This is a genomic window from Nostoc sp. CmiVER01 (genome assembly GCF_034531135.2).
Lineage (GTDB): Bacteria > Cyanobacteriota > Cyanobacteriia > Cyanobacteriales > Nostocaceae > Nostoc.
The window spans coordinates 315459-332146 of record NZ_JAVRBU020000007.1; the positions used below are offsets into that span (position 1 = coordinate 315459).

21 protein-coding genes are annotated in these 16688 nt (G+C 40.1%); 4 read left to right on the plus strand and 17 right to left on the minus strand.

The window, feature by feature from the left end; translation table 11 throughout:
• Positions 1-10: 10 nt before the first annotated feature.
• The 3 genes from pgl to RMZ43_RS14120 all read right to left on the minus strand — a co-directional run bounded on the left by pgl (position 11) and on the right by RMZ43_RS14120 (position 2653).
• A complete protein-coding gene (gene pgl, locus RMZ43_RS14110; RefSeq protein ID WP_322654775.1) occupies positions 11-733 on the minus strand; it encodes a 6-phosphogluconolactonase in 723 nt (240 codons plus the stop codon).
• A 255-nt stretch (positions 734-988) separates the two neighbouring features.
• Positions 989-1732, minus strand: a complete 744-nt coding sequence (gene rph, locus RMZ43_RS14115; protein ID WP_322654774.1) for a ribonuclease PH — start codon at positions 1730-1732, stop codon at positions 989-991.
• Positions 1733-2029: 297 nt separating this feature from the next.
• Positions 2030-2653: an adenylate kinase family protein gene (locus RMZ43_RS14120; protein WP_322654773.1), complete on the minus strand. Its 624-nt coding sequence runs from the start codon at positions 2651-2653 to the stop codon at positions 2030-2032.
• 345 nt (positions 2654-2998) lie between these two features.
• On the opposite strand from RMZ43_RS14120, the gene RMZ43_RS14125 reads away from it, so the two are divergent.
• Entirely contained in the window at positions 2999-3535 is a 537-nt protein-coding gene (locus tag RMZ43_RS14125; RefSeq protein ID WP_322654772.1) for a P-loop NTPase family protein, read from the plus strand.
• A 53-nt stretch (positions 3536-3588) separates the two neighbouring features.
• On the opposite strand, the gene RMZ43_RS14130 is transcribed toward RMZ43_RS14125, so the two are convergent.
• The 4 genes from RMZ43_RS14130 to RMZ43_RS14145 form a co-directional block, all read right to left on the minus strand.
• Positions 3589-4161 carry a deoxycytidylate deaminase gene (locus RMZ43_RS14130; RefSeq protein ID WP_322654771.1) on the minus strand — a complete coding sequence of 191 codons (573 nt, stop codon included), beginning with the start codon at positions 4159-4161 and terminating at the stop codon, positions 3589-3591.
• A 24-nt stretch (positions 4162-4185) separates the two neighbouring features.
• Positions 4186-4644 carry a nucleoside 2-deoxyribosyltransferase gene (locus RMZ43_RS14135; protein WP_322654770.1) on the minus strand — a complete coding sequence of 153 codons (459 nt, stop codon included), beginning with the start codon at positions 4642-4644 and terminating at the stop codon, positions 4186-4188.
• A 60-nt stretch (positions 4645-4704) separates the two neighbouring features.
• Complete coding sequence (locus RMZ43_RS14140) at positions 4705-5469, minus strand: dCTP deaminase domain-containing protein (RefSeq protein WP_322654769.1); 765 nt, start codon at positions 5467-5469, stop codon at positions 4705-4707.
• 242 nt (positions 5470-5711) lie between these two features.
• Positions 5712-7205 (minus strand): thymidylate synthase, encoded by a 1494-nt coding sequence (locus RMZ43_RS14145; protein WP_322654768.1) that lies wholly within the window; start codon positions 7203-7205, stop codon positions 5712-5714.
• 192 nt (positions 7206-7397) lie between these two features.
• Here RMZ43_RS14145 and RMZ43_RS14150 point away from each other — a divergent pair, with 192 nt between their 5' ends.
• Positions 7398-7613: a chlorophyll a/b-binding protein gene (locus tag RMZ43_RS14150; protein WP_099101899.1), complete on the plus strand. Its 216-nt coding sequence runs from the start codon at positions 7398-7400 to the stop codon at positions 7611-7613.
• 142 nt (positions 7614-7755) lie between these two features.
• Positions 7756-8337 (plus strand): thioredoxin family protein, encoded by a 582-nt coding sequence (locus RMZ43_RS14155; RefSeq protein ID WP_322654767.1) that lies wholly within the window; start codon positions 7756-7758, stop codon positions 8335-8337.
• 80 nt (positions 8338-8417) lie between these two features.
• On the opposite strand, the gene RMZ43_RS14160 is transcribed toward RMZ43_RS14155, so the two are convergent.
• The 5 genes from RMZ43_RS14160 to RMZ43_RS14180 all read right to left on the minus strand — a co-directional run bounded on the left by RMZ43_RS14160 (position 8418) and on the right by RMZ43_RS14180 (position 12641).
• Positions 8418-8930: a hypothetical protein gene (locus tag RMZ43_RS14160; RefSeq protein ID WP_322654766.1), complete on the minus strand. Its 513-nt coding sequence runs from the start codon at positions 8928-8930 to the stop codon at positions 8418-8420.
• Positions 8931-9739: 809 nt separating this feature from the next.
• Positions 9740-10708 carry a glutathione S-transferase family protein gene (locus RMZ43_RS14165; protein ID WP_322654765.1) on the minus strand — a complete coding sequence of 323 codons (969 nt, stop codon included), beginning with the start codon at positions 10706-10708 and terminating at the stop codon, positions 9740-9742.
• A gap of 194 nt (positions 10709-10902) precedes the next feature.
• Positions 10903-11193, minus strand: a complete 291-nt coding sequence (gatC, locus tag RMZ43_RS14170) for an Asp-tRNA(Asn)/Glu-tRNA(Gln) amidotransferase subunit GatC (protein ID WP_100899001.1) — start codon at positions 11191-11193, stop codon at positions 10903-10905.
• A gap of 131 nt (positions 11194-11324) precedes the next feature.
• Positions 11325-11846, minus strand: coding sequence for a photosystem I assembly protein Ycf3 (locus RMZ43_RS14175; RefSeq protein ID WP_322647883.1), 522 nt, complete (start codon positions 11844-11846; stop codon positions 11325-11327).
• Between the two features lie 90 nt (positions 11847-11936).
• On the minus strand, positions 11937-12641 hold the full coding sequence (locus RMZ43_RS14180) for an SOS response-associated peptidase (RefSeq protein ID WP_322654764.1): 705 nt from the start codon (positions 12639-12641) through the stop codon (positions 11937-11939).
• Positions 12642-12837: 196 nt separating this feature from the next.
• On the opposite strand from RMZ43_RS14180, the gene RMZ43_RS14185 reads away from it, so the two are divergent.
• On the plus strand, positions 12838-13449 hold the full coding sequence (locus RMZ43_RS14185; protein WP_322647881.1) for a glutathione S-transferase family protein: 612 nt from the start codon (positions 12838-12840) through the stop codon (positions 13447-13449).
• Positions 13450-13576: 127 nt separating this feature from the next.
• On the opposite strand, the gene RMZ43_RS14190 is transcribed toward RMZ43_RS14185, so the two are convergent.
• The 5 genes from RMZ43_RS14190 to RMZ43_RS14210 all read right to left on the minus strand — a co-directional run bounded on the left by RMZ43_RS14190 (position 13577) and on the right by RMZ43_RS14210 (position 16688).
• Positions 13577-13801, minus strand: a complete 225-nt coding sequence (locus RMZ43_RS14190) for a DUF167 domain-containing protein (protein WP_322647880.1) — start codon at positions 13799-13801, stop codon at positions 13577-13579.
• Entirely contained in the window at positions 13779-14195 is a 417-nt protein-coding gene (locus RMZ43_RS14195) for a DUF2809 domain-containing protein (RefSeq protein WP_322647879.1), read from the minus strand. Before RMZ43_RS14195 ends, RMZ43_RS14190 begins: the two co-directional genes overlap by 23 nt.
• A 219-nt stretch (positions 14196-14414) precedes the next feature.
• Entirely contained in the window at positions 14415-14966 is a 552-nt protein-coding gene (locus tag RMZ43_RS14200; RefSeq protein ID WP_322647878.1) for a DUF2231 domain-containing protein, read from the minus strand.
• A 36-nt stretch (positions 14967-15002) separates the two neighbouring features.
• On the minus strand, positions 15003-15743 hold the full coding sequence (locus RMZ43_RS14205; protein WP_322647877.1) for an LmeA family phospholipid-binding protein: 741 nt from the start codon (positions 15741-15743) through the stop codon (positions 15003-15005).
• Between the two features lie 369 nt (positions 15744-16112).
• Complete coding sequence (locus RMZ43_RS14210; protein WP_322654763.1) at positions 16113-16688, minus strand: Uma2 family endonuclease; 576 nt, start codon at positions 16686-16688, stop codon at positions 16113-16115.

Consider the following 16688-nt stretch of genomic DNA (forward strand, 5'->3'; position numbering starts at 1 on the left):
ATCCTCTTGTTCAATGTTGAAGTTCCAAACCTGCTTCCGCATCTAGCAGCCACCAAAGTTCTCCTTGGGGCCGAATTAAGCGGGATGGGTAAGTGAAGTCATCGGCTACTGGTGCAAATACTTGCGCCAAAGCTGGTCGTTTATTAGCACCAGCAACTAGAAAAATCACAGTTTTCGCAGCGTTGATGAAGGGGTATGTGAAACTTATCCTGGGGTTTCCGTCTTTGTTACCCACGGTAACTAGGCGATCGCGTACTTTGAGAGCCTCTGTGTGGGGAAACAAAGATGCGGTATGTGCATCATCACCCATTCCTAGTAATACTACATCCAACGAGGGAAACTCGACCCCAGAAGAATTGAAAAACTCTTTAAGCTGTTGTTCATACTTAGCAGCAGCCAGTTCTGGATTGGTTTCCAAAGTTGGTACGGGGTGAATGTTAGCTGCTGGGATATCAACACGATCTAGCCACGCCCGACGCGTCATCAGTTCATTGCTATCGGGGTGATCTGGTGGTACGTAACGCTCATCCCCCCAGAATATATGAATTTTATCCCAAGGCAGTTTTTGATTAGCAATCGCTTCGTATAACGGTTTAGGTGTACTGCCGCCAGATAAAGCAATGCTAAACCGCCCCTGTTGCTCAATGGCAGTTTCTAACTTCGACAGAATTAATTCTAGCGCTCGTGCAACCAGCGCTGGCTTATCCGGTAGAACTTCAACAGTTTTGTTCATGGCTTCATCATCATATTGCTGGCTTCTGGCAATACAATACCGAACTTATTACAATCCTCCTTTTTAACTTTTGAAACATTTAACATCATGAATTAGGCAGGGGGCAGGAGCAGGAGGAACAAATCATGGGGAATTCGACCCCGAATGATTTGGAGCCACTCTCATGATTATTTTATTTACACCCAGTTACTTGATACTTGGTTGATTAACGCCACAAAGGATACATTAATTAATTCTTATTGAAAATTAATAAAATTAATTAATCACAAATAGTGATTCCCAGTCAGCGATCGCTTCGCGTTGGGCAATTAACAATTCCTGAATTCCTTTTTGGGCGACATCTAGCAGTTGATTCAAGTGAGTCCGGCTAAAACTGCCTTCTTCGGCTGTTCCCTGGACTTCAATGATTCCCAAATGTTGATTCATCACCACGTTAAAATCTACTGTTGCAGCCACATCTTCGATATAATCCAGATCCAAAAATGGCTCTCCCTCCAGTAATCCTACGGAAACTGCTGCTACCTGTCCACATAGAGGCGATCGCTCCAATATCTCCTCTTGCAACAATCTAGAAATAGCATGAGCCAAGGCCACAAACGATCCTGTAATGGCTGTTGTCCGAGTTCCAGCATCTGCTTGCAACACATCAGCGTCCACAGTCAGCGTATGTTCTCCTAGTGCCTCAAAATCCACTGCTGCGCGTAAACTGCGGCCAATTAAACGTTGAATTTCTTGCGTCCGTCCAGATAATTTCAATAATTCCCTTTCTTGGCGTTTTTGGGTAGCAGATGGTAGCATCCGGTACTCGGCAGTTAGCCAGCCTTTACCAGTTCCTTCGAGAAACTTCGGAACTCCCTTATTAACGCTAACAGTACAAAGGACTTGAGTATCACCGCATCTTGCGAGAACAGAACCGGGGGCAAAGCGGGTGAAATTGGGGTGAAAGCTGATCGGACGTAGTTCGTAAGCAAGACGACCGTCAAGACGCTGCCAAGCCATTGGAGTTGCCTCAAGTTTTACAATACTGCCTTAAGATTACCATTGAGCAAAAAGACAAAGGGGCAGGGTGCAAGGGTAAGAATAGACCTCTTGCAAAAGTGCTTTTTGCACTCTTGGGGAAAAGGGGTTCATGTTAAAGGGGAAAAGGACGATACAGAACTTTTTCCCCTTCCCCCCACCCCTTATCCCCAGAGGGGGCCCCACCTTCCCCTTTTCCCGACTTATGAAAGAAGTCTAATGAGTAATTATGATTCTTTCCCCCCTCTGCACCCTGCACCCTGCCCCCTGCTTCTTTATCTAAGGAACTGAAAGCAGAGTCAAAATATTTTGCTGCACCATATCTGGTGACTGGTCGCCGTTGATGGTCAACAAGCAGCGACGACGGTCATAATATTCAAGTATTGGAATGGTGCGATCGTAGAATAATTCTATACGGCGTTGTACGATTTCTGGTTGGTCATCTGGTAGCGATCGCCCCAAGGATCGGCTAACCATAACAGCTTCTGGGACTTGGAGATAAATTGCCCAATCTAGCTTTTGCTCTAAATTATCCAATAAAAAATCTAATTCTTCAGCTTGGAAGGCGGTACGGGGATAGCCTTCCAACACCCAATCGCAGCTAATATCTGGTTGTCTGAGGCGAATTCGGATCAATTCCACAATCATTTCATCTGGAACTAATTCCCCTTTTTGCATATAGGGTCGGGCGTGGTAACCTAGTTCACTCAGGCTAGCGTAAACCGAAAGAGAAGTCCGGGGGTCAGTTTCCGACCATTGCAACTCAGAGAGCTGGCTATCGCCAGATATCGCTTCCCGTAAAATCTCACCAGTAGAAATCAAAGGAATATCAAAGTATCTACAAAGCCTTTGTGCTTGAGTGCTTTTACCCGATCCTGAACCTCCCAGAATCACCAATCTCACAACAATTTACTCCTCATCCTGTCAAATTCACTACTTGCTAAGTCTGTTTTGCCCAAACAACCGATAAATCTAAACATTCAGCGATTTTCAGACGTTATGCCTAGCTTTTTTAAATAATTGGAACTGTAATTCTAATGTTTTCATTTTTGCAATTAATTACCGATAACATACGTAAATCTAAATCAATAGAACTCTTGACTTCAGCACAAACCTAGTGTTTGACTAAGAATGCAATTTGCCAAATTCACCATAACTGTGAAAAACAGATAGATTATATAGGCAGATTTGTAATAAGTACCGCCAGCACAAACCTTTAATTTATTGTAATTTTTTGAACTTTACCCTATGGTTGCCCAGCTAGAAACTCCAAGTATAAATTCACCCCTTACCTTACCATATCCAGTGGAAGGACTAGTGCAAGTTTTCACTAGCTCCTATCGCAATTTTTTTACAAGCGTTATGGCGCAAGCACTGAGGATAGCTGGACAAGGAACCCCAGTATTAATAGTGCAGTTCCTCAAAGGAGGTATTCGTCAAGGACAAGATCGACCTATACAACTAGGACAAAATTTAGATTGGATTCGCTGTGATTTGCCTCGTTGTATTGATACACCGCATTTAGACGATACGGAAAATCAAGCTTTACAAAAGTTGTGGCAGTATACACAGCAAATAGTGTGTGAGAGTAAGTATTCTCTCGTTGTCTTAGATGAGTTAAGTTTAGCGATTAACTTTGGTTTAATTCCTGAAACGGAAGTTTTAGCGTTTCTGGCAAAACGCCCTCCCCACGTCGATATCATTCTCACAGGGCCAGAGATGCCAACATCTCTTCTCGATGTGGCAGATCAAATTACAGAAATCCGCCGGAGTTATCGACCTTAAACAATCTCAGGATTTGAGATTTTGGATTTAATAATCTTCAATTAGGGGGTGTGTTAAAGTTCCTGAACACACCTTACTGTTCTAGCAACAGATGTCGGATTGAGGAGAAATTGAGCAGCTTGTTGTGCCGTTAGTTGAGATAACTGAATCTGTTTAAGGGTGACTAGACCTTCATTCACAAAAGAATCTCTCACTAATGCTTTCTCGCCGCTATTGAAAGAAGTTTCATAAAACACTTCCTTAATTCCTGCGGAGATAATTAACTTTAAACAAGACAGACAAGGTTCTAAAGTGACGTAAATACTTGCACCATCTGTAGAAGTCCCATGCTTTGCTGCTTGTGCGATCGCATTTGCTTCCGCGTGTACAGCCCTTGATGGTAAAGTTTTACTAGCATCACAGCTACTTAACCCTGGATAACAGTAGCCTTGAGCCGTACAATGAGCTGAACCTGATGGTGAGCCGTTGTAACCTGTTGCTACAACCTGCTTGTTTTTCACAATCACAGCACCTACTGGAAAGGCAAGGCACGTTGAGCGAGTGGCTGCAAGTTTAGCCAACATCAGAAAGTATTCATCCCATGTTGGCCTTTGATGGCGTTCGTCGATTAGGGAAATATCTTGCATAGTGTGTCAATTTCAAACTTTATTCTACTGCCTTGCTGACAACGGAAACTGTGGATGCTCTGGGTTCCACTTCGGTAAAATATTTTTAAGCTGATTCAAAGCATCTTCATGATCATGAAACTGTATTTCAGCAATCACAGTGGGAATACCGCGTGGAAATCTTGATATTTTTTTACCTGTTTCGTATAGAAGAATAATAGGAATGTTGTTTGTCTCTGCGAAAGCTAACTCCATTCCAACACCAAAGGATAGTGAGCCAAGGTAGGCAATAACTAAGTCCGAATTGTTTACCTGATACTTATCTTGGTCGAAAACTTCACGAGGACTAATGTCAGGATTATTTACGGGATCAGTTTGTTTGTGTGGAACATAGGCTTTAAGACCAATTTCTTCGCAAAGTAAGCCAATTTTCTCATAAAGTGTCTTAGATTCTTCTGGATTTTCTACATTAGTCAATGCACCAGATACATATACTTTGTACATTTTAATAGTTGCTTTACACTAAAAATTCACATTTTTCTATGAATGAACTGACAGAATGCTTTATTTTCTGACTATAAATAAAGGGAGTGCTGCAAAAAAAGCTGATAAGATTGTTCCTATTGCAGCTACTGCCGTCCATCTAGTCTGTTGATCTGAACCCAAAACACTTAGAAATATGTCACTAAATCCTCGTTTAAGTTTTATATACTCATGTGATTCAACTAGAAGTTTTTTTAATAGAACTTTATCATCTGACATCCACTTATTTTTTCTTTGAGTGAAAAAAGCATATATTTCATTAGTATTAGGTAGTTCATTAAGAATATCAAGCCTTGCAGGAATATCTATATTTCCACTCTTAGAAGATTGTGAACTTAATCTTTGAACCATTAAATAGGCAATCGGTTCATTGGTATCTCTAACATTAATTCTTAGTGGCTCATTTGAAATATTATGAAGGGCTATACATAAAACACCTGACCAAGAAGGATTAACCCTGGTTCCAAGATGTCCTAAACCTTGAGAGACTAGACCCACTCTCGAATTAATTAAACCGCACATATAATTATTTAGCCAAATTGATTCATCAGTCCACACAAGAGCTGTATCCCTTGGTGGTATGTAGAAAAACTGCTGTTTCTCACCAGGCTTATCTTTCTTTGGCTCTGTTTCAATAGTCAAACGTTGCTTTTGTTCAATAGCGTATGCATACTCGCTAGCGGTTAGACATAAATCACAAGCATTAATACTACCTGGCTTAAGAGGATGAAAAAGTATACCTCTGCCAAGTTCCCTAATAATATCCCGATCACTCAAGACTGACATCCCAATACTCCCTAATTTCACAAAGCACCAGAAGTTTCCACAAAGACATCTGATGTAGTTATAAAGTCAAGCACATCATGTCAGTAGCTAAATAGAACGCTTTGACTGTCTTGATGAAAAGGCTACCTTAATTACACGCATTTTAATTTAAATTCTGGTGTGTTGCAAATTAATTTATACATTTAACACGGCGATATCCACACTAGCATTGCGGCTTATTTATATGAATTACAGTTTTTAATTTACTGATCCTGAATATAAGCATTGCCACTTTTAATACAGTTACTAGCCTTTTGCAGTTCGATACCTAAATAACCAGTATGTTCAGGCTGAATTGCTGGAGAGGTAGCACAAATCTCTCTTAATAAGCTAAGGGGCTTTTTCCCACGATAAAACTTAATCACCTCACCACTACCAGGGGTTGTGTGGGTAACGACTATCTGTTTACCATCAACCTCAATTAGGAAATTGCCGGAGGGGTCATAATAGCTGCGCTGATTAAAGATTGCAGCGTATTGATTTGCAATTAGCCTATCTGCATTGTCCCAAGTATCATCATATATATGAGCAGACTGACTAATAGTTATGAGTGGCCCCATTTTCAAGTCATACTCAGAACGTTGAGCAATTTCATCTCTAATATGTTGTTGTAAAGCCCTCAATCCCATTGCATTTGCAGGCCAGGCGGCAAACATATCATTACTTCTAAAAGTTGCAGTTAATGATAATTCATTATCAACCACTCTCAACCAAATATGATTTAGACAAGGACTACCACCTTTTTCATGGTCTTTTACATCCCATAAATTCATAACTGCACTAGCAGCATCAATTTCTCCAATTAACTTCTGAATTACCTGGTCAATTTGATCGCGCTCAAACCAGGAACGCAAACGTTGACCATAGGTATATTTCAACCCTTCTCGATAGGGTGCATTATCTAAAATCTGCGAAACGTATTCTTCAAGAAAAGGAGGGTCAATTGGCAAATAATTAGGCTCAGGAAAGTAGAATTTAGGAGGTTCATCAGTAACAATTGCCATTAAATTAATTAATTCTTGCCATTGCCCATCATAGCCAGTTGGTCTAATTGTTCCTGTTGTCTTAATCCGATGAATGATTTTTACCCAAGTTTCGGCTATAGTCTTTCCTTCTATTCGATGTCCGTAGCGTGGCCCCGGTAAAACACTTGGTTCAACGAGAGACATGGGAAATTCTAAGCGCGAACCCCAAGGAGAAAGTGCTTCTAATTGGGCATAAGATTTAACTAGACTCACTGCCTCAACAATTGATTTAACTTCTTTGCAATCTACAGAATGCCGCAGGTGTTCTAAATCACTAGCTTCCACTTCAAGATCAATATATCCAGGGATAGGGGAGCGAATTACCCAGCAACGCAACCCAGTATCACACACACCTTCTTCAAAGCCATTACGGAAAAAGTCTAGCAAGCACTCTCCAGCACCCGCGTTATTATCTTCCCTTGTGGCATTGAGAACAACCAAAAAGCGGACGTGGGGATTAAACAGCAAATTGCGAATTAGTAAGTTTATCCCTCTTGTGGGCGAGTATAGTTGCCCAATTACAGCATAATCTTCGGGTTGCAGGTGTTTAGCGATCGCCTGCTTTACCGTCCATCCTGTAATCACTGCTGTTTGACCTAGACCATAAATAAGCTGGTTGGGCTTGTACAGTGCTTTGTACTCGAATTGGGTTGCCTTACCCGTTGCTGTCATGATTGGCTAAAAATAAAAATTAACAATCTTTTATTCTATCACTAAATAGAAATTGGTACTAGTTTCCTAAAAGCTAGGCTTTGTAAGTTTACCTAACACTCAGCCAATACCTTATAAATCAACAAGTTTGCTTTACAAAAATTAATAACTTTGTTACAGTTATTTACATAAAGAGAAGACAGGGAAAAATCCATGCGTACAAACACTGCTATAATTGATGATCAAGGCAAACTGAACAACTTTGCGATCGAGCCAAAAGTTTATATAGATGAGCAAGGCGATCGCACTGGCTTCACTCCTTATGCAGAAATGCTCAACGGTCGTCTAGCAATGATTGGTTTTGTCTCTTTAATAGCATTAGAAGTATTCACAGGACACGGTATCGTTGGTGTTTTGGCAAGTCTATAAAAACTAATTTCCATAACTTAATTCTAAACAAATTTAAGAGACGGGAAATTTCCCGTCTCTTAAATTATGAAAAACATTAGTGCTAGAGTAAAAATATACTGATAGCAAAAGCCGCTATCAGCGTCAAAATATTGGGTGAACTATGGCTTTAACTGCTTCAACTATGTTGCCATTAGGCACAAAAGCACCAGATTTTAATCTACCGGAAGTAGTATCTGGAAAGGCAACTTCACTTTCCACCTTCGCAGATAAAAAAGCGTTGTTGGTAATGTTTATTTGTCGGCATTGCCCATTTGTAAAGCACATTCAACAAGAATTAGTGCAGTTAGGAAAAGATTATTTTACAAGTGATTTAGCGATCGTTGCTATTAGTGCTAACGATGCAAAAAATTACCCAGATGATGCGCCAGAGTCGTTACAAGCATTTGCGACAGAACAAGGGTTTAATTTTACCTTATGTTACGACGAGAGCCAGGAAACGGCAAAGGCTTACACCGCAGCTTGCACACCTGATTTTTTTGTATTTGATGATCAACGCCAACTTGTTTATCGGGGACAATTAGATGATAGCCGCCCCAGCAATGGTAAACCCGTAACAGGCGCAGATTTACGTGCGGCCATTGAAGCAGTACTGGCGGGTAAACCTGTTACAAGCGACCAAAAGCCGAGTGTTGGTTGCAATATTAAATGGAAACCTGGAAACCAACCCAGTTATTTCGGTTGAAAAAGATTTGGAATTAAGCATTGGGCATGGGGCATTGAGTATTGGTAAAACTTTTCCCTACTCCCTACTCCCCATAACCATCAATGTTTAATTTCCAAATTCAGTATGTAGCATCCTAATTGAACTTTTTCTGCCCACAATTCATATTCCAGCCGCAAATGTTCTGGTAAGGGATGTCCGTTGAGAATTAGGCTACTAGTAAAATTTCGTAAACGAATAGGATTGTTAGGTTGCAATGACTCAGTTGGCAACCAATAGCGACTAATCCCATAAACGCCCCGTTCCCAAAAGTGACGGTAACTCACTTGAGCATTACCTTGCATAGTCATGATGACCCGGTAAGGAGAAATCTCCAGCCACAAAATTCTGGGACTATTAGGGGCGTAAGCTTTGCTCTTACTTTGGGGAAGTGTATCCTCTGGACTTACCACAGTTTCTACTTCACAGCTAATTAGAGGTGGTGCGGTCAGCAGCAAATGGAATCTATCAGTATCTTTTTGATACAATGTCGCGGCAGTTTCCACAACAGACCAGATTGGTAGGTCAGTGGAAATAAGTGATAAGCACACGGGCTTGCGGTGATGGGTCAGCATGGGAGCGATAAGGGCTAAAAGCTATTGAACAAAGTTAAATAGAACACTCTAGCTGTCTAATAGGCCAGGGTAAGAAACTAAATAGTAAAACAGGCTTAATATTAATGAATTCGCTGATTTGTTAAGCTACACAGATACCAATAGAAATAGGTAGAATGTCAGCTCAGACAGCAAAAACGGTACTTTCTTTCTCTAGAGAGAGCTAATTCGTAAGTAAAGCTTGTAAATATTCTAAGGCTATAGTCTCAAAACAGTGGGAGTCTTTTTAGATGTTAAGAAACCTTCTTGAGGGAGGCTTGTCGTAGATTTGAGTAAGTTTCATACAGCAAAAAGCAATAGGATACTAGGCAGAAATTCACCAGCAACGATTTTGTTTATTGCTGCTGAACTTCAGGTGTATTTAAAAGCCAGTGTATCCTAATGTCACCTTCTGTTATAACCGTAGAAACTCACGAAGACCTTTCTCACAAGTTAATTATTCAATGGCCCCCTTTTTACTGCCTTTACGGAGTCCGGGTGGTTGGGGATTTCTTAGCATCCTCTAATGTTGGGCGCTTTAAACGAAATTTTATAACTTCTTTTAAAAGAAGAACCCCACAGCACTCCTAATTGTCTTCAAGCTCGACAAAAGGACTTTTCAAATATCCTCTAAACCTTATCGAATTACTGTAATTTTGAGTATTTGTACTGGATTAGGTATATTTTGTAAAAATTAACGCTTTGAAATTTTTTACCCCAGATGAATCGTACTAAGTTCTGGGCTACATGTAATACTCATGAAGCGATGACACGACAAGCGAACAAAACAATCAAGCAAATATTTTATCCCGGTTATGGGGTGCATCAAAATCAATCAGTGGCCCTTTGGGTACGATGCGAGTTGGGTTAACTTGGGGATGGCTTCTATAATAATGCCGCTTGATGTGGTCAAGATTGCAAGTTTCCTTAACTCCCGGCAGTTGGTAAAGTTCTTTGAGATAATTCCACAGATTTGGATAATCTACAATTCTGCGTAAGTTGCATTTGAAATGCACATAATAAACTACATCGAAACGAAACAGAGTAGTGAACATACACCAGTCTGCCTCAGTAATTTGATTGCCGCAAAGATAGCGTTGATTTCCCAATACTTTTTCCCAGTAGTCGAGAGCGGTGAATAATTCCGTTACCGCTTCATCATAAGCCGCCTGAGTGGTAGCAAATCCCGCTCGGTAGACACCGTTATTTATTGGTTGATAAATTGTATCAATTATCTCGTCAATTACTTTTTGTAAATGTTCTGGATAAAAGTTAATATTTTGTTTAGCGAAAGCATTGAATTCTGTATCAAACATCCGAATGATTTCGCGGGATTCATTATTGACAATTGTCCCATTTTGGATATCCCATAAAACTGGAACTGTCACCCGGCCGCTATAGTTAGGGTCAGCTTTTAGATAAAGTTGCCAAAGATATTGAGTGCCGTTGATTGTATCGGGAATGCACCCCGGTTCATCACCAAATTCCCAGCTATTTTGATCGATTTCTGCTGCAACGACTGATAACCCAATGACATCTTGGAGTCCTTTCAATTGACGGAGAATGGCGGTGCGACACGCCCAAGGACAAGCCCAAGAAATATACAGATGATAGCGTCCTGATTCAGCTTTCAACCCACTAGAACCATCAGCTGTAATATGGTTGCGGAAAGTAGTTGATGGACGGATAAATTTACCTTCTGAGTCTTCTTGATCTCTTCGAGATATCCACTGACCATCTTTAAGAATTCCTAAACCCATAATTATCTCCTTAGTTATTAGTCAACAGTCAAACAATTTTAAAGTTTGGATTTTGGATTTTGGATTTTGGATTGTTTCGCCCAGCCAAAGACTTGCTCAAGGCATCGCAAGGGGCGGGGCATGAACCGAAATAATTTTTAACGATTTTAATCTAAAATCGGCACGGCCAAGAATCTAAAACTTTTGACTTTTGACTATTCAGCGTTGAGGATTTTTGGTACTTTGAAAAATTCACCTTCTTGTTCAGGCGCACTGTTGAGGATGCTTTCTCGCTCAGGATAGGGTTGCAATTTATCCTCTCGTGTGATGTTGCTGACATCAATTGCTCGCGTTGTTGGAGGCACATTGCTAACATCAAGTTCATCTAACTGTTGAATGTAATCCAGAATACTTCCTAACTGAGTAGTGAATTGTTCTTCTTCTTCGGGAGTTAATTCTAAACGAGCAAGATTAGCTACTTTATGAACTTGTTCTTGGTCAATCATAAATTGTCATTGGTCATTGATTATGGGTCATTGGTCATTGGTCATTAGTCCTTAGCAAATGACAAAGCGCAAAGTCTGAGCGCCGGAAGCCGGCGATCAGAACTTTGTAAGAGAGAACTAATGACTAATGACTAAAAGAATACGTCCATTTGCGATCGCCCGGTGGTTTTTAACCAGTTTTGAGCTTCGATGTAGTTATTGGGAGCCATGCGAATAGCTCGAATCCAATAGTCTGCGGCTTGGTCAAACAGTGCTTCGCCAGCCTCGTTATCTCCAGCTTCTTTCTCTTTTTCGCCTTGGTAGTGATAAATCACGGCGATGTTGTTCAAAGCTTGGGGCATCCGTGGGTTTAACTCAACTGCCTGGTGGTACAGTTCTAAAGCTTTCTTGTGGTCGCCGTTGCTGGCATAGATTAGCCCCATATTGTAGAGAATATAGCCGCGATCGTTGGTATCTTCCTCTAGTGTTAGAGCTTCTTCATAGTATTCCAATGCTTCAGCATATTCCCCTTCTGCTTGGGCTGACATGCCATCTCGATAATAAACAAACGCTTCTTTAGCTTTTTTGTTGGTTGGCAGGATCTTCAGGATGATATCTGCCATCACTGTAAAGGATTTGTCAACAAAATTATCGTTCTTTTGTGTTCTTGGCATAGTAGTCTCTGGGGATTGGAGATTGGGGATTGGGGACTGGGTATTAGGTATTGGAAATCTTCTTCATTTAATTTCTAGTCCACTCAATAGCTAATTTAACTGATTTGTGGGTGCATTCTTCTCACTGAGTGGAATGATACACTCTGGACTATTATGCCGAGAGTTGTTTACCAAGGTGCTAACTGGATACGCAGTCATTGCTGGCGCTGGATAGGGACGCAATAGCTGTTGTAGAGTTTGGGGCGTTTGTACTTGGGAATCTAGCCATAAATCGTAATCTTCTGGCTCTAGAATCACTGGCATCCGCTCGTGGATAGGTTGGAGTAATTCGTTAGCTGCGGTTGTCAAAATTGTACAAGAGATTATTTCTTCGTTAGCAGGCGAACGCCATTTCTCCCACAAACCTGCAAAAGCGAAAGGTTGCCCATCTTGAAGGCGAAAATAAAATGGCTGCTTTTTGCCTTGTTGCCGTTGCCACTCATAAAAGCCATCAGCTATTACTAAACAGCGTCGATGCTTAAAAGCTGAACGAAAAGAAGGTTTTTCGGCAACAGTTTCAGCCCTAGCGTTAATCAGCTTTGCCCCTATCCCCGCATCTTTCGCCCATGAGGGAATTAATCCCCAATACAACTGCTTAAATTCCCGCTTTTCGCTTTCGGGATTTTGTAACACCGTTGCCACCATTTGCGTCGGTGCGATGTTATATCCGGGTGCTAAATCCAGAACTGGCTCGACGACATGGAAAACTTGAGCTAAAGCTTCTGCTGACTGATTTAGAGTAAATCTTCCACACATATTTTTATTCTCGACCACTGACTAAATTAAATATCTCAATCTAGAAATGAATAATGTTTTTTATTTTTCCAGATAATTTTATTTATTACTTCTAAGCGAAATCTTCAAAAAAATCATCCGGTTTTGGGAAAATATTTTGGTAAGATATTGTATTTTGAACCTCTAATTCTCAACATATTCTTAACTGCATTTTAGCATGGAACTACTGCGTCTGTACGATTTTTTACCTTCTGGTAATGGTTATAAGATACGTCTTTTATTAACACAACTAGGTATGCCTTTTGAGAGGATAGAGCTTAACATTTTGAAAGGCGAGACTCGAACACCAGAATTTTTAAGTAAAAATCCCAATGGAAAGATACCTATTATTGAAATCGAGCCAGGAAAATACTTGGCAGAATCAAATGCCATATTGGTATATTTAAGTGAAGGTACAGAATTTTTACCCTATGACCGCTTTTTACGAGCGCAGGTGCTGCAATGGTTATGTTTTGAACAGTATAGCCATGAACCTTTTATTGCTACATCAAGATTTTGGATTTCTATTTTAGGTAAAACTGAAGAATATAGTGAAGCTATAAAGCAAAAACGTGAACCCGGTTATGCAGCACTTAGCCTGATGGAAAAACACTTAAGTTCTCACACTTTTTTTGTAGGAGAGCGTTACACAATTGCTGATATCGCCTTGTTCGCCTACACTCATGTAGCTGATGAAGGTGGGTTCGATTTAATAAAATTTCCTGCTATCCAAGCTTGGATAGAAAAAGTCAAAGCTCAACCAAGGTATATCAGTATTACACAAGCATAAAAACTCGATTTTGCTTTTTATTTGTGTCTCTCGTTTCTTGGCTTTGCTAGAGGATATATTGGGTGGGACATTGCCTCGCATTCAGCAGGAGGCATTTTTCAATAAGGTTACTATTAAGCAGCTACTACTAGTCTGTATCAATTTCTATCAGCTTTTGCCGAGAGGATAAACCTGATTTTATTCTGATATCAGATTTGGTTACATCAAATTTTTTTGCTAATAGTTTAATTAACTCTTCATTAGCCTTAGCATCGACTGGGGGCGATTTTAAATACACAGTTAAACTGCCATCAGGTTGTTCTTCAATTTTTTGCTGTTTTGAATTAGGTTTAACCTTGACTTTTTTTTGCATAACCTATTTTCTGTAATTGTTGCAGCCATAACCAACCTAAAACAGAACCCAATACGTAATGAGGAAAATCCCACCAAACAAAGGTAGTACCAAGTAACAACTTACCTATCAAAGTGGCGCGAATCTCTTCTAATAGCGGCGGATGCCAAAGTTGCAAGAATTCTAGTATACAGGTGATGACAAAAACCCATATAGGAATTTGGATGATCGCCGCCCGACTTCTGAAAAACCAAAATGCAAACAGACACCAAAATATTTCGTAAAATATCGCTGCTCCGTAGTCATTAAACCACTGATGAGCAGGGCCAGTGTAGTACTTAAACAAAAAGCCCATCGGTACAACGATGAGCAGAGAAAGAATAATAAATATTGTTTGGTTACGATGTTTGAGCATTTTATCAAGGCTAAAGACTAACGAAAATTTTAGCCTCTGCACTCCTATTTCTTAATAATTCGTAATTTCGGATTTTAATTACGAATTACTTCACGATGAATAAATACCTTTGGGTTGAGCGATAGCGAAACCCAACAAAGCCTTGATAATATTGGGTTGAGGAACGAAACCCAACCTACACTAGTTTTAGTTTTTAGCCTGTAACCCAAGCGTATTACGCTATGGATATCTTCTGCTACCAGCGCCCACTACACCGATTTTGTGGCGATAGGAAAGTTCAGCACCAAACCAGCCAGAAGCGCTAGTCAGTGTACCAACAACAAGCGATATTAACAGTCCCCAAGGTAATATTTGGGACTCAGCGTCGCCCAAACGCAGGAGAAAGTTGACGAGTGATAAAACCAGGATAGAAACGTTAAGTATCAAATGCACCCAACCGGCGGTGCGCTTGCGAACTCGTTCAATTTTCAAAAAGTCACTCAGACCGATCGCAGCAGCGAGTAAGCCTCCAGCTAATCCGAGTCCGATTAACCATAGCGAAGCCCTAGCCCAAAAGAAATCATGAGTTAACCAGTAGCCGATGTCACTTCCCAAGGCGGCGGCTAAAAAGGCGATGGGAAAAATCACACTCAAGGGATGTAAAGGATGTCCTGCGATCGCAACTGTGCTTGGTACGCCGCTATCGACATACTCACTATCGTTACTTTCAATAACTGGTGGAATATTGGGAAAGGGTGTTGAACCTGTTTGCGTTGTGTCTGTAGTTTCCATTTTAGTATCCTGAATTTATTAACGTACTATTTATTTTTAAGCTGAAGGAATTTTTTCAACATAAGCTTCAGCTTGTAGGGTTAGTTTGCCTACTTCTACTTTTAGTTGGTTAACTTGCAGACTCATTCCATCTAAATCGAAGTTACTCAAATTTAGAATTTCGCTAGTTTGGTCTATCAAAGCTTTTGTCAACTCTGGCGATATTTCTTCACTTTCGCCATACTCGACATTTTCCAGAGTAACAGTTTTTCCATTGCCGCTAATCTTGGGAACTGCGGAAAAAGCAACTTGCTGATTTTCGCCAGTTTCTACTAATTTCATGCTGGCGTTTAGTGCTACTTTCCCATCGCCAGGTAGTCGAAAGTCTACATTTTGAGGCTCAATAGTAGTGAGTTGCCCGTTAACGTGGATTTTTTGACTTTGTAGTTGCGATCGCACATATTCTGAGTTGAAGGCGCGATTAATATCAGCTTCGGTTAATACAACCTGTGCCTTAGCTTCAGTAGGTTTAGTGAGTTCAATTTTACCAAAAGCCACACTCAGAGGATTGATGGCAACATTAGTCATTTGCATTTCCAATTCCTCCATACGGAGGTCTTTCTGCATAACCAAACCTTCGCCTTCAATCGTGACTTCATCAACTTCACCCTGAACTAGTTTCAGAGGATCTGTTTTGATGTCTACATCTAAATTTTCTACTTCATCTAATTGGCTAGATAATCCTATTTCTGCCGCTTTATTCAGCGCCTGCTCTCCTAACCCAGGACTGTCTGCCATTATTAAATTAACTCCTATAAATAGCATATACTTGACTTAATCTAAATAAATCTTTATCAAAATCTTATCTATCTGGCGATGTAATTTAGATTTAAATATTGTCTATCTAAAAGTATAATTACATATTTTATCTATTCACAATTTTTGCTTTTCTACTCAGAACTTTTCAGGTATAAACGTAGAGTAGCTTATCGTAAAATATCGCTCAAAAGAAAGATGATATCTTGATAATTTAGTCGTTATACTAATTATTTTAATTAAATGTTTCACCAAAATATGTATAAGGATAAAGCTTGTAGTCTAGTTTTAAATAATAAATTTTTGGGTTGACGCATTCTTGTATCGAATTGATATAGAATATGGTCGATTTTATAATAATTTTCTTAATGACAAAGTAAAACCAGGTACAACATCTTCACCGCTTAATACTGCCGTAGCTGGATATTGAGTAATTGAACCATCCCGGCGATAAACTAAAGCTTGCTGATTTTTACTATCAATTAACCATCCTAATTGAACACCATTACTAATATATTCTTCCATCTTGGCTTTGAGTTTTGCCAAGCTATCGTTTTTAGAACGAATTTCAATTACAAAGTCCGGTGCTAAATTAATAAATTTGTCTTCTTCTTGATCCCAACCTTCTGGCAAACGCCCTTTAGCTACAAAAGCAGCATCGGGGGAGCGCACTGCCGTATTTGCTAATCTAAAACCTGTGCTTGAACTAAATACTTCACCTAAATCCTGACTTTCTACCCAAGTCAATAAATAAGCTCCTGCTTTTATTTCTCGATTCCCAGAAATTCCACCAGTTGGGGGCATAGTTTCTAACGTTCCATTAGCATTGCGTTCAAACCGCAGTTCTGGGTTTTGCGAACTCATCAGCATTAATTCTTCATCAGTGACAGTATACAAAGACTGCACCGTTATTTTTTCGCTGGTCAT

Excerpts from the sequence above, each read along its gene's own strand:
- RMZ43_RS14205 (WP_322647877.1), bottom strand. The coding sequence starts at position 15,743 with ATGGCAGACAGTCCTGGGTTAGGAGAGCAGGCGCTGAATAAAGCGGCA.
- RMZ43_RS14135 (WP_322654770.1), bottom strand. The coding sequence starts at position 4,644 with ATGTACAAAGTATATGTATCTGGTGCATTGACTAATGTAGAAAATCCA.
- RMZ43_RS14155 (WP_322654767.1), top strand. The coding sequence starts at position 7,756 with ATGGCTTTAACTGCTTCAACTATGTTGCCATTAGGCACAAAAGCACCA.
- RMZ43_RS14175 (WP_322647883.1), bottom strand. The coding sequence starts at position 11,846 with ATGCCAAGAACACAAAAGAACGATAATTTTGTTGACAAATCCTTTACA.
- RMZ43_RS14160 (WP_322654766.1), bottom strand. The coding sequence starts at position 8,930 with ATGCTGACCCATCACCGCAAGCCCGTGTGCTTATCACTTATTTCCACT.
- RMZ43_RS14195 (WP_322647879.1), bottom strand. The coding sequence starts at position 14,195 with ATGCTCAAACATCGTAACCAAACAATATTTATTATTCTTTCTCTGCTC.
- RMZ43_RS14150 (WP_099101899.1), top strand. The coding sequence starts at position 7,398 with ATGCGTACAAACACTGCTATAATTGATGATCAAGGCAAACTGAACAAC.
- RMZ43_RS14125 (WP_322654772.1), top strand. The coding sequence starts at position 2,999 with ATGGTTGCCCAGCTAGAAACTCCAAGTATAAATTCACCCCTTACCTTA.
- RMZ43_RS14210 (WP_322654763.1), bottom strand. The coding sequence starts at position 16,688 with ATGACCAGCGAAAAAATAACGGTGCAGTCTTTGTATACTGTCACTGAT.
- RMZ43_RS14145 (WP_322654768.1), bottom strand. The coding sequence starts at position 7,205 with ATGACAGCAACGGGTAAGGCAACCCAATTCGAGTACAAAGCACTGTAC.
- RMZ43_RS14165 (WP_322654765.1), bottom strand. The coding sequence starts at position 10,708 with ATGGGTTTAGGAATTCTTAAAGATGGTCAGTGGATATCTCGAAGAGAT.
- RMZ43_RS14185 (WP_322647881.1), top strand. The coding sequence starts at position 12,838 with ATGGAACTACTGCGTCTGTACGATTTTTTACCTTCTGGTAATGGTTAT.
- gatC (WP_100899001.1), bottom strand. The coding sequence starts at position 11,193 with ATGATTGACCAAGAACAAGTTCATAAAGTAGCTAATCTTGCTCGTTTA.
- RMZ43_RS14140 (WP_322654769.1), bottom strand. The coding sequence starts at position 5,469 with ATGTCAGTCTTGAGTGATCGGGATATTATTAGGGAACTTGGCAGAGGT.
- RMZ43_RS14190 (WP_322647880.1), bottom strand. The coding sequence starts at position 13,801 with ATGCAAAAAAAAGTCAAGGTTAAACCTAATTCAAAACAGCAAAAAATT.
- RMZ43_RS14180 (WP_322654764.1), bottom strand. The coding sequence starts at position 12,641 with ATGTGTGGAAGATTTACTCTAAATCAGTCAGCAGAAGCTTTAGCTCAA.
- rph (WP_322654774.1), bottom strand. The coding sequence starts at position 1,732 with ATGGCTTGGCAGCGTCTTGACGGTCGTCTTGCTTACGAACTACGTCCG.
- RMZ43_RS14200 (WP_322647878.1), bottom strand. The coding sequence starts at position 14,966 with ATGGAAACTACAGACACAACGCAAACAGGTTCAACACCCTTTCCCAAT.
- pgl (WP_322654775.1), bottom strand. The coding sequence starts at position 733 with ATGAACAAAACTGTTGAAGTTCTACCGGATAAGCCAGCGCTGGTTGCA.
- RMZ43_RS14130 (WP_322654771.1), bottom strand. The coding sequence starts at position 4,161 with ATGCAAGATATTTCCCTAATCGACGAACGCCATCAAAGGCCAACATGG.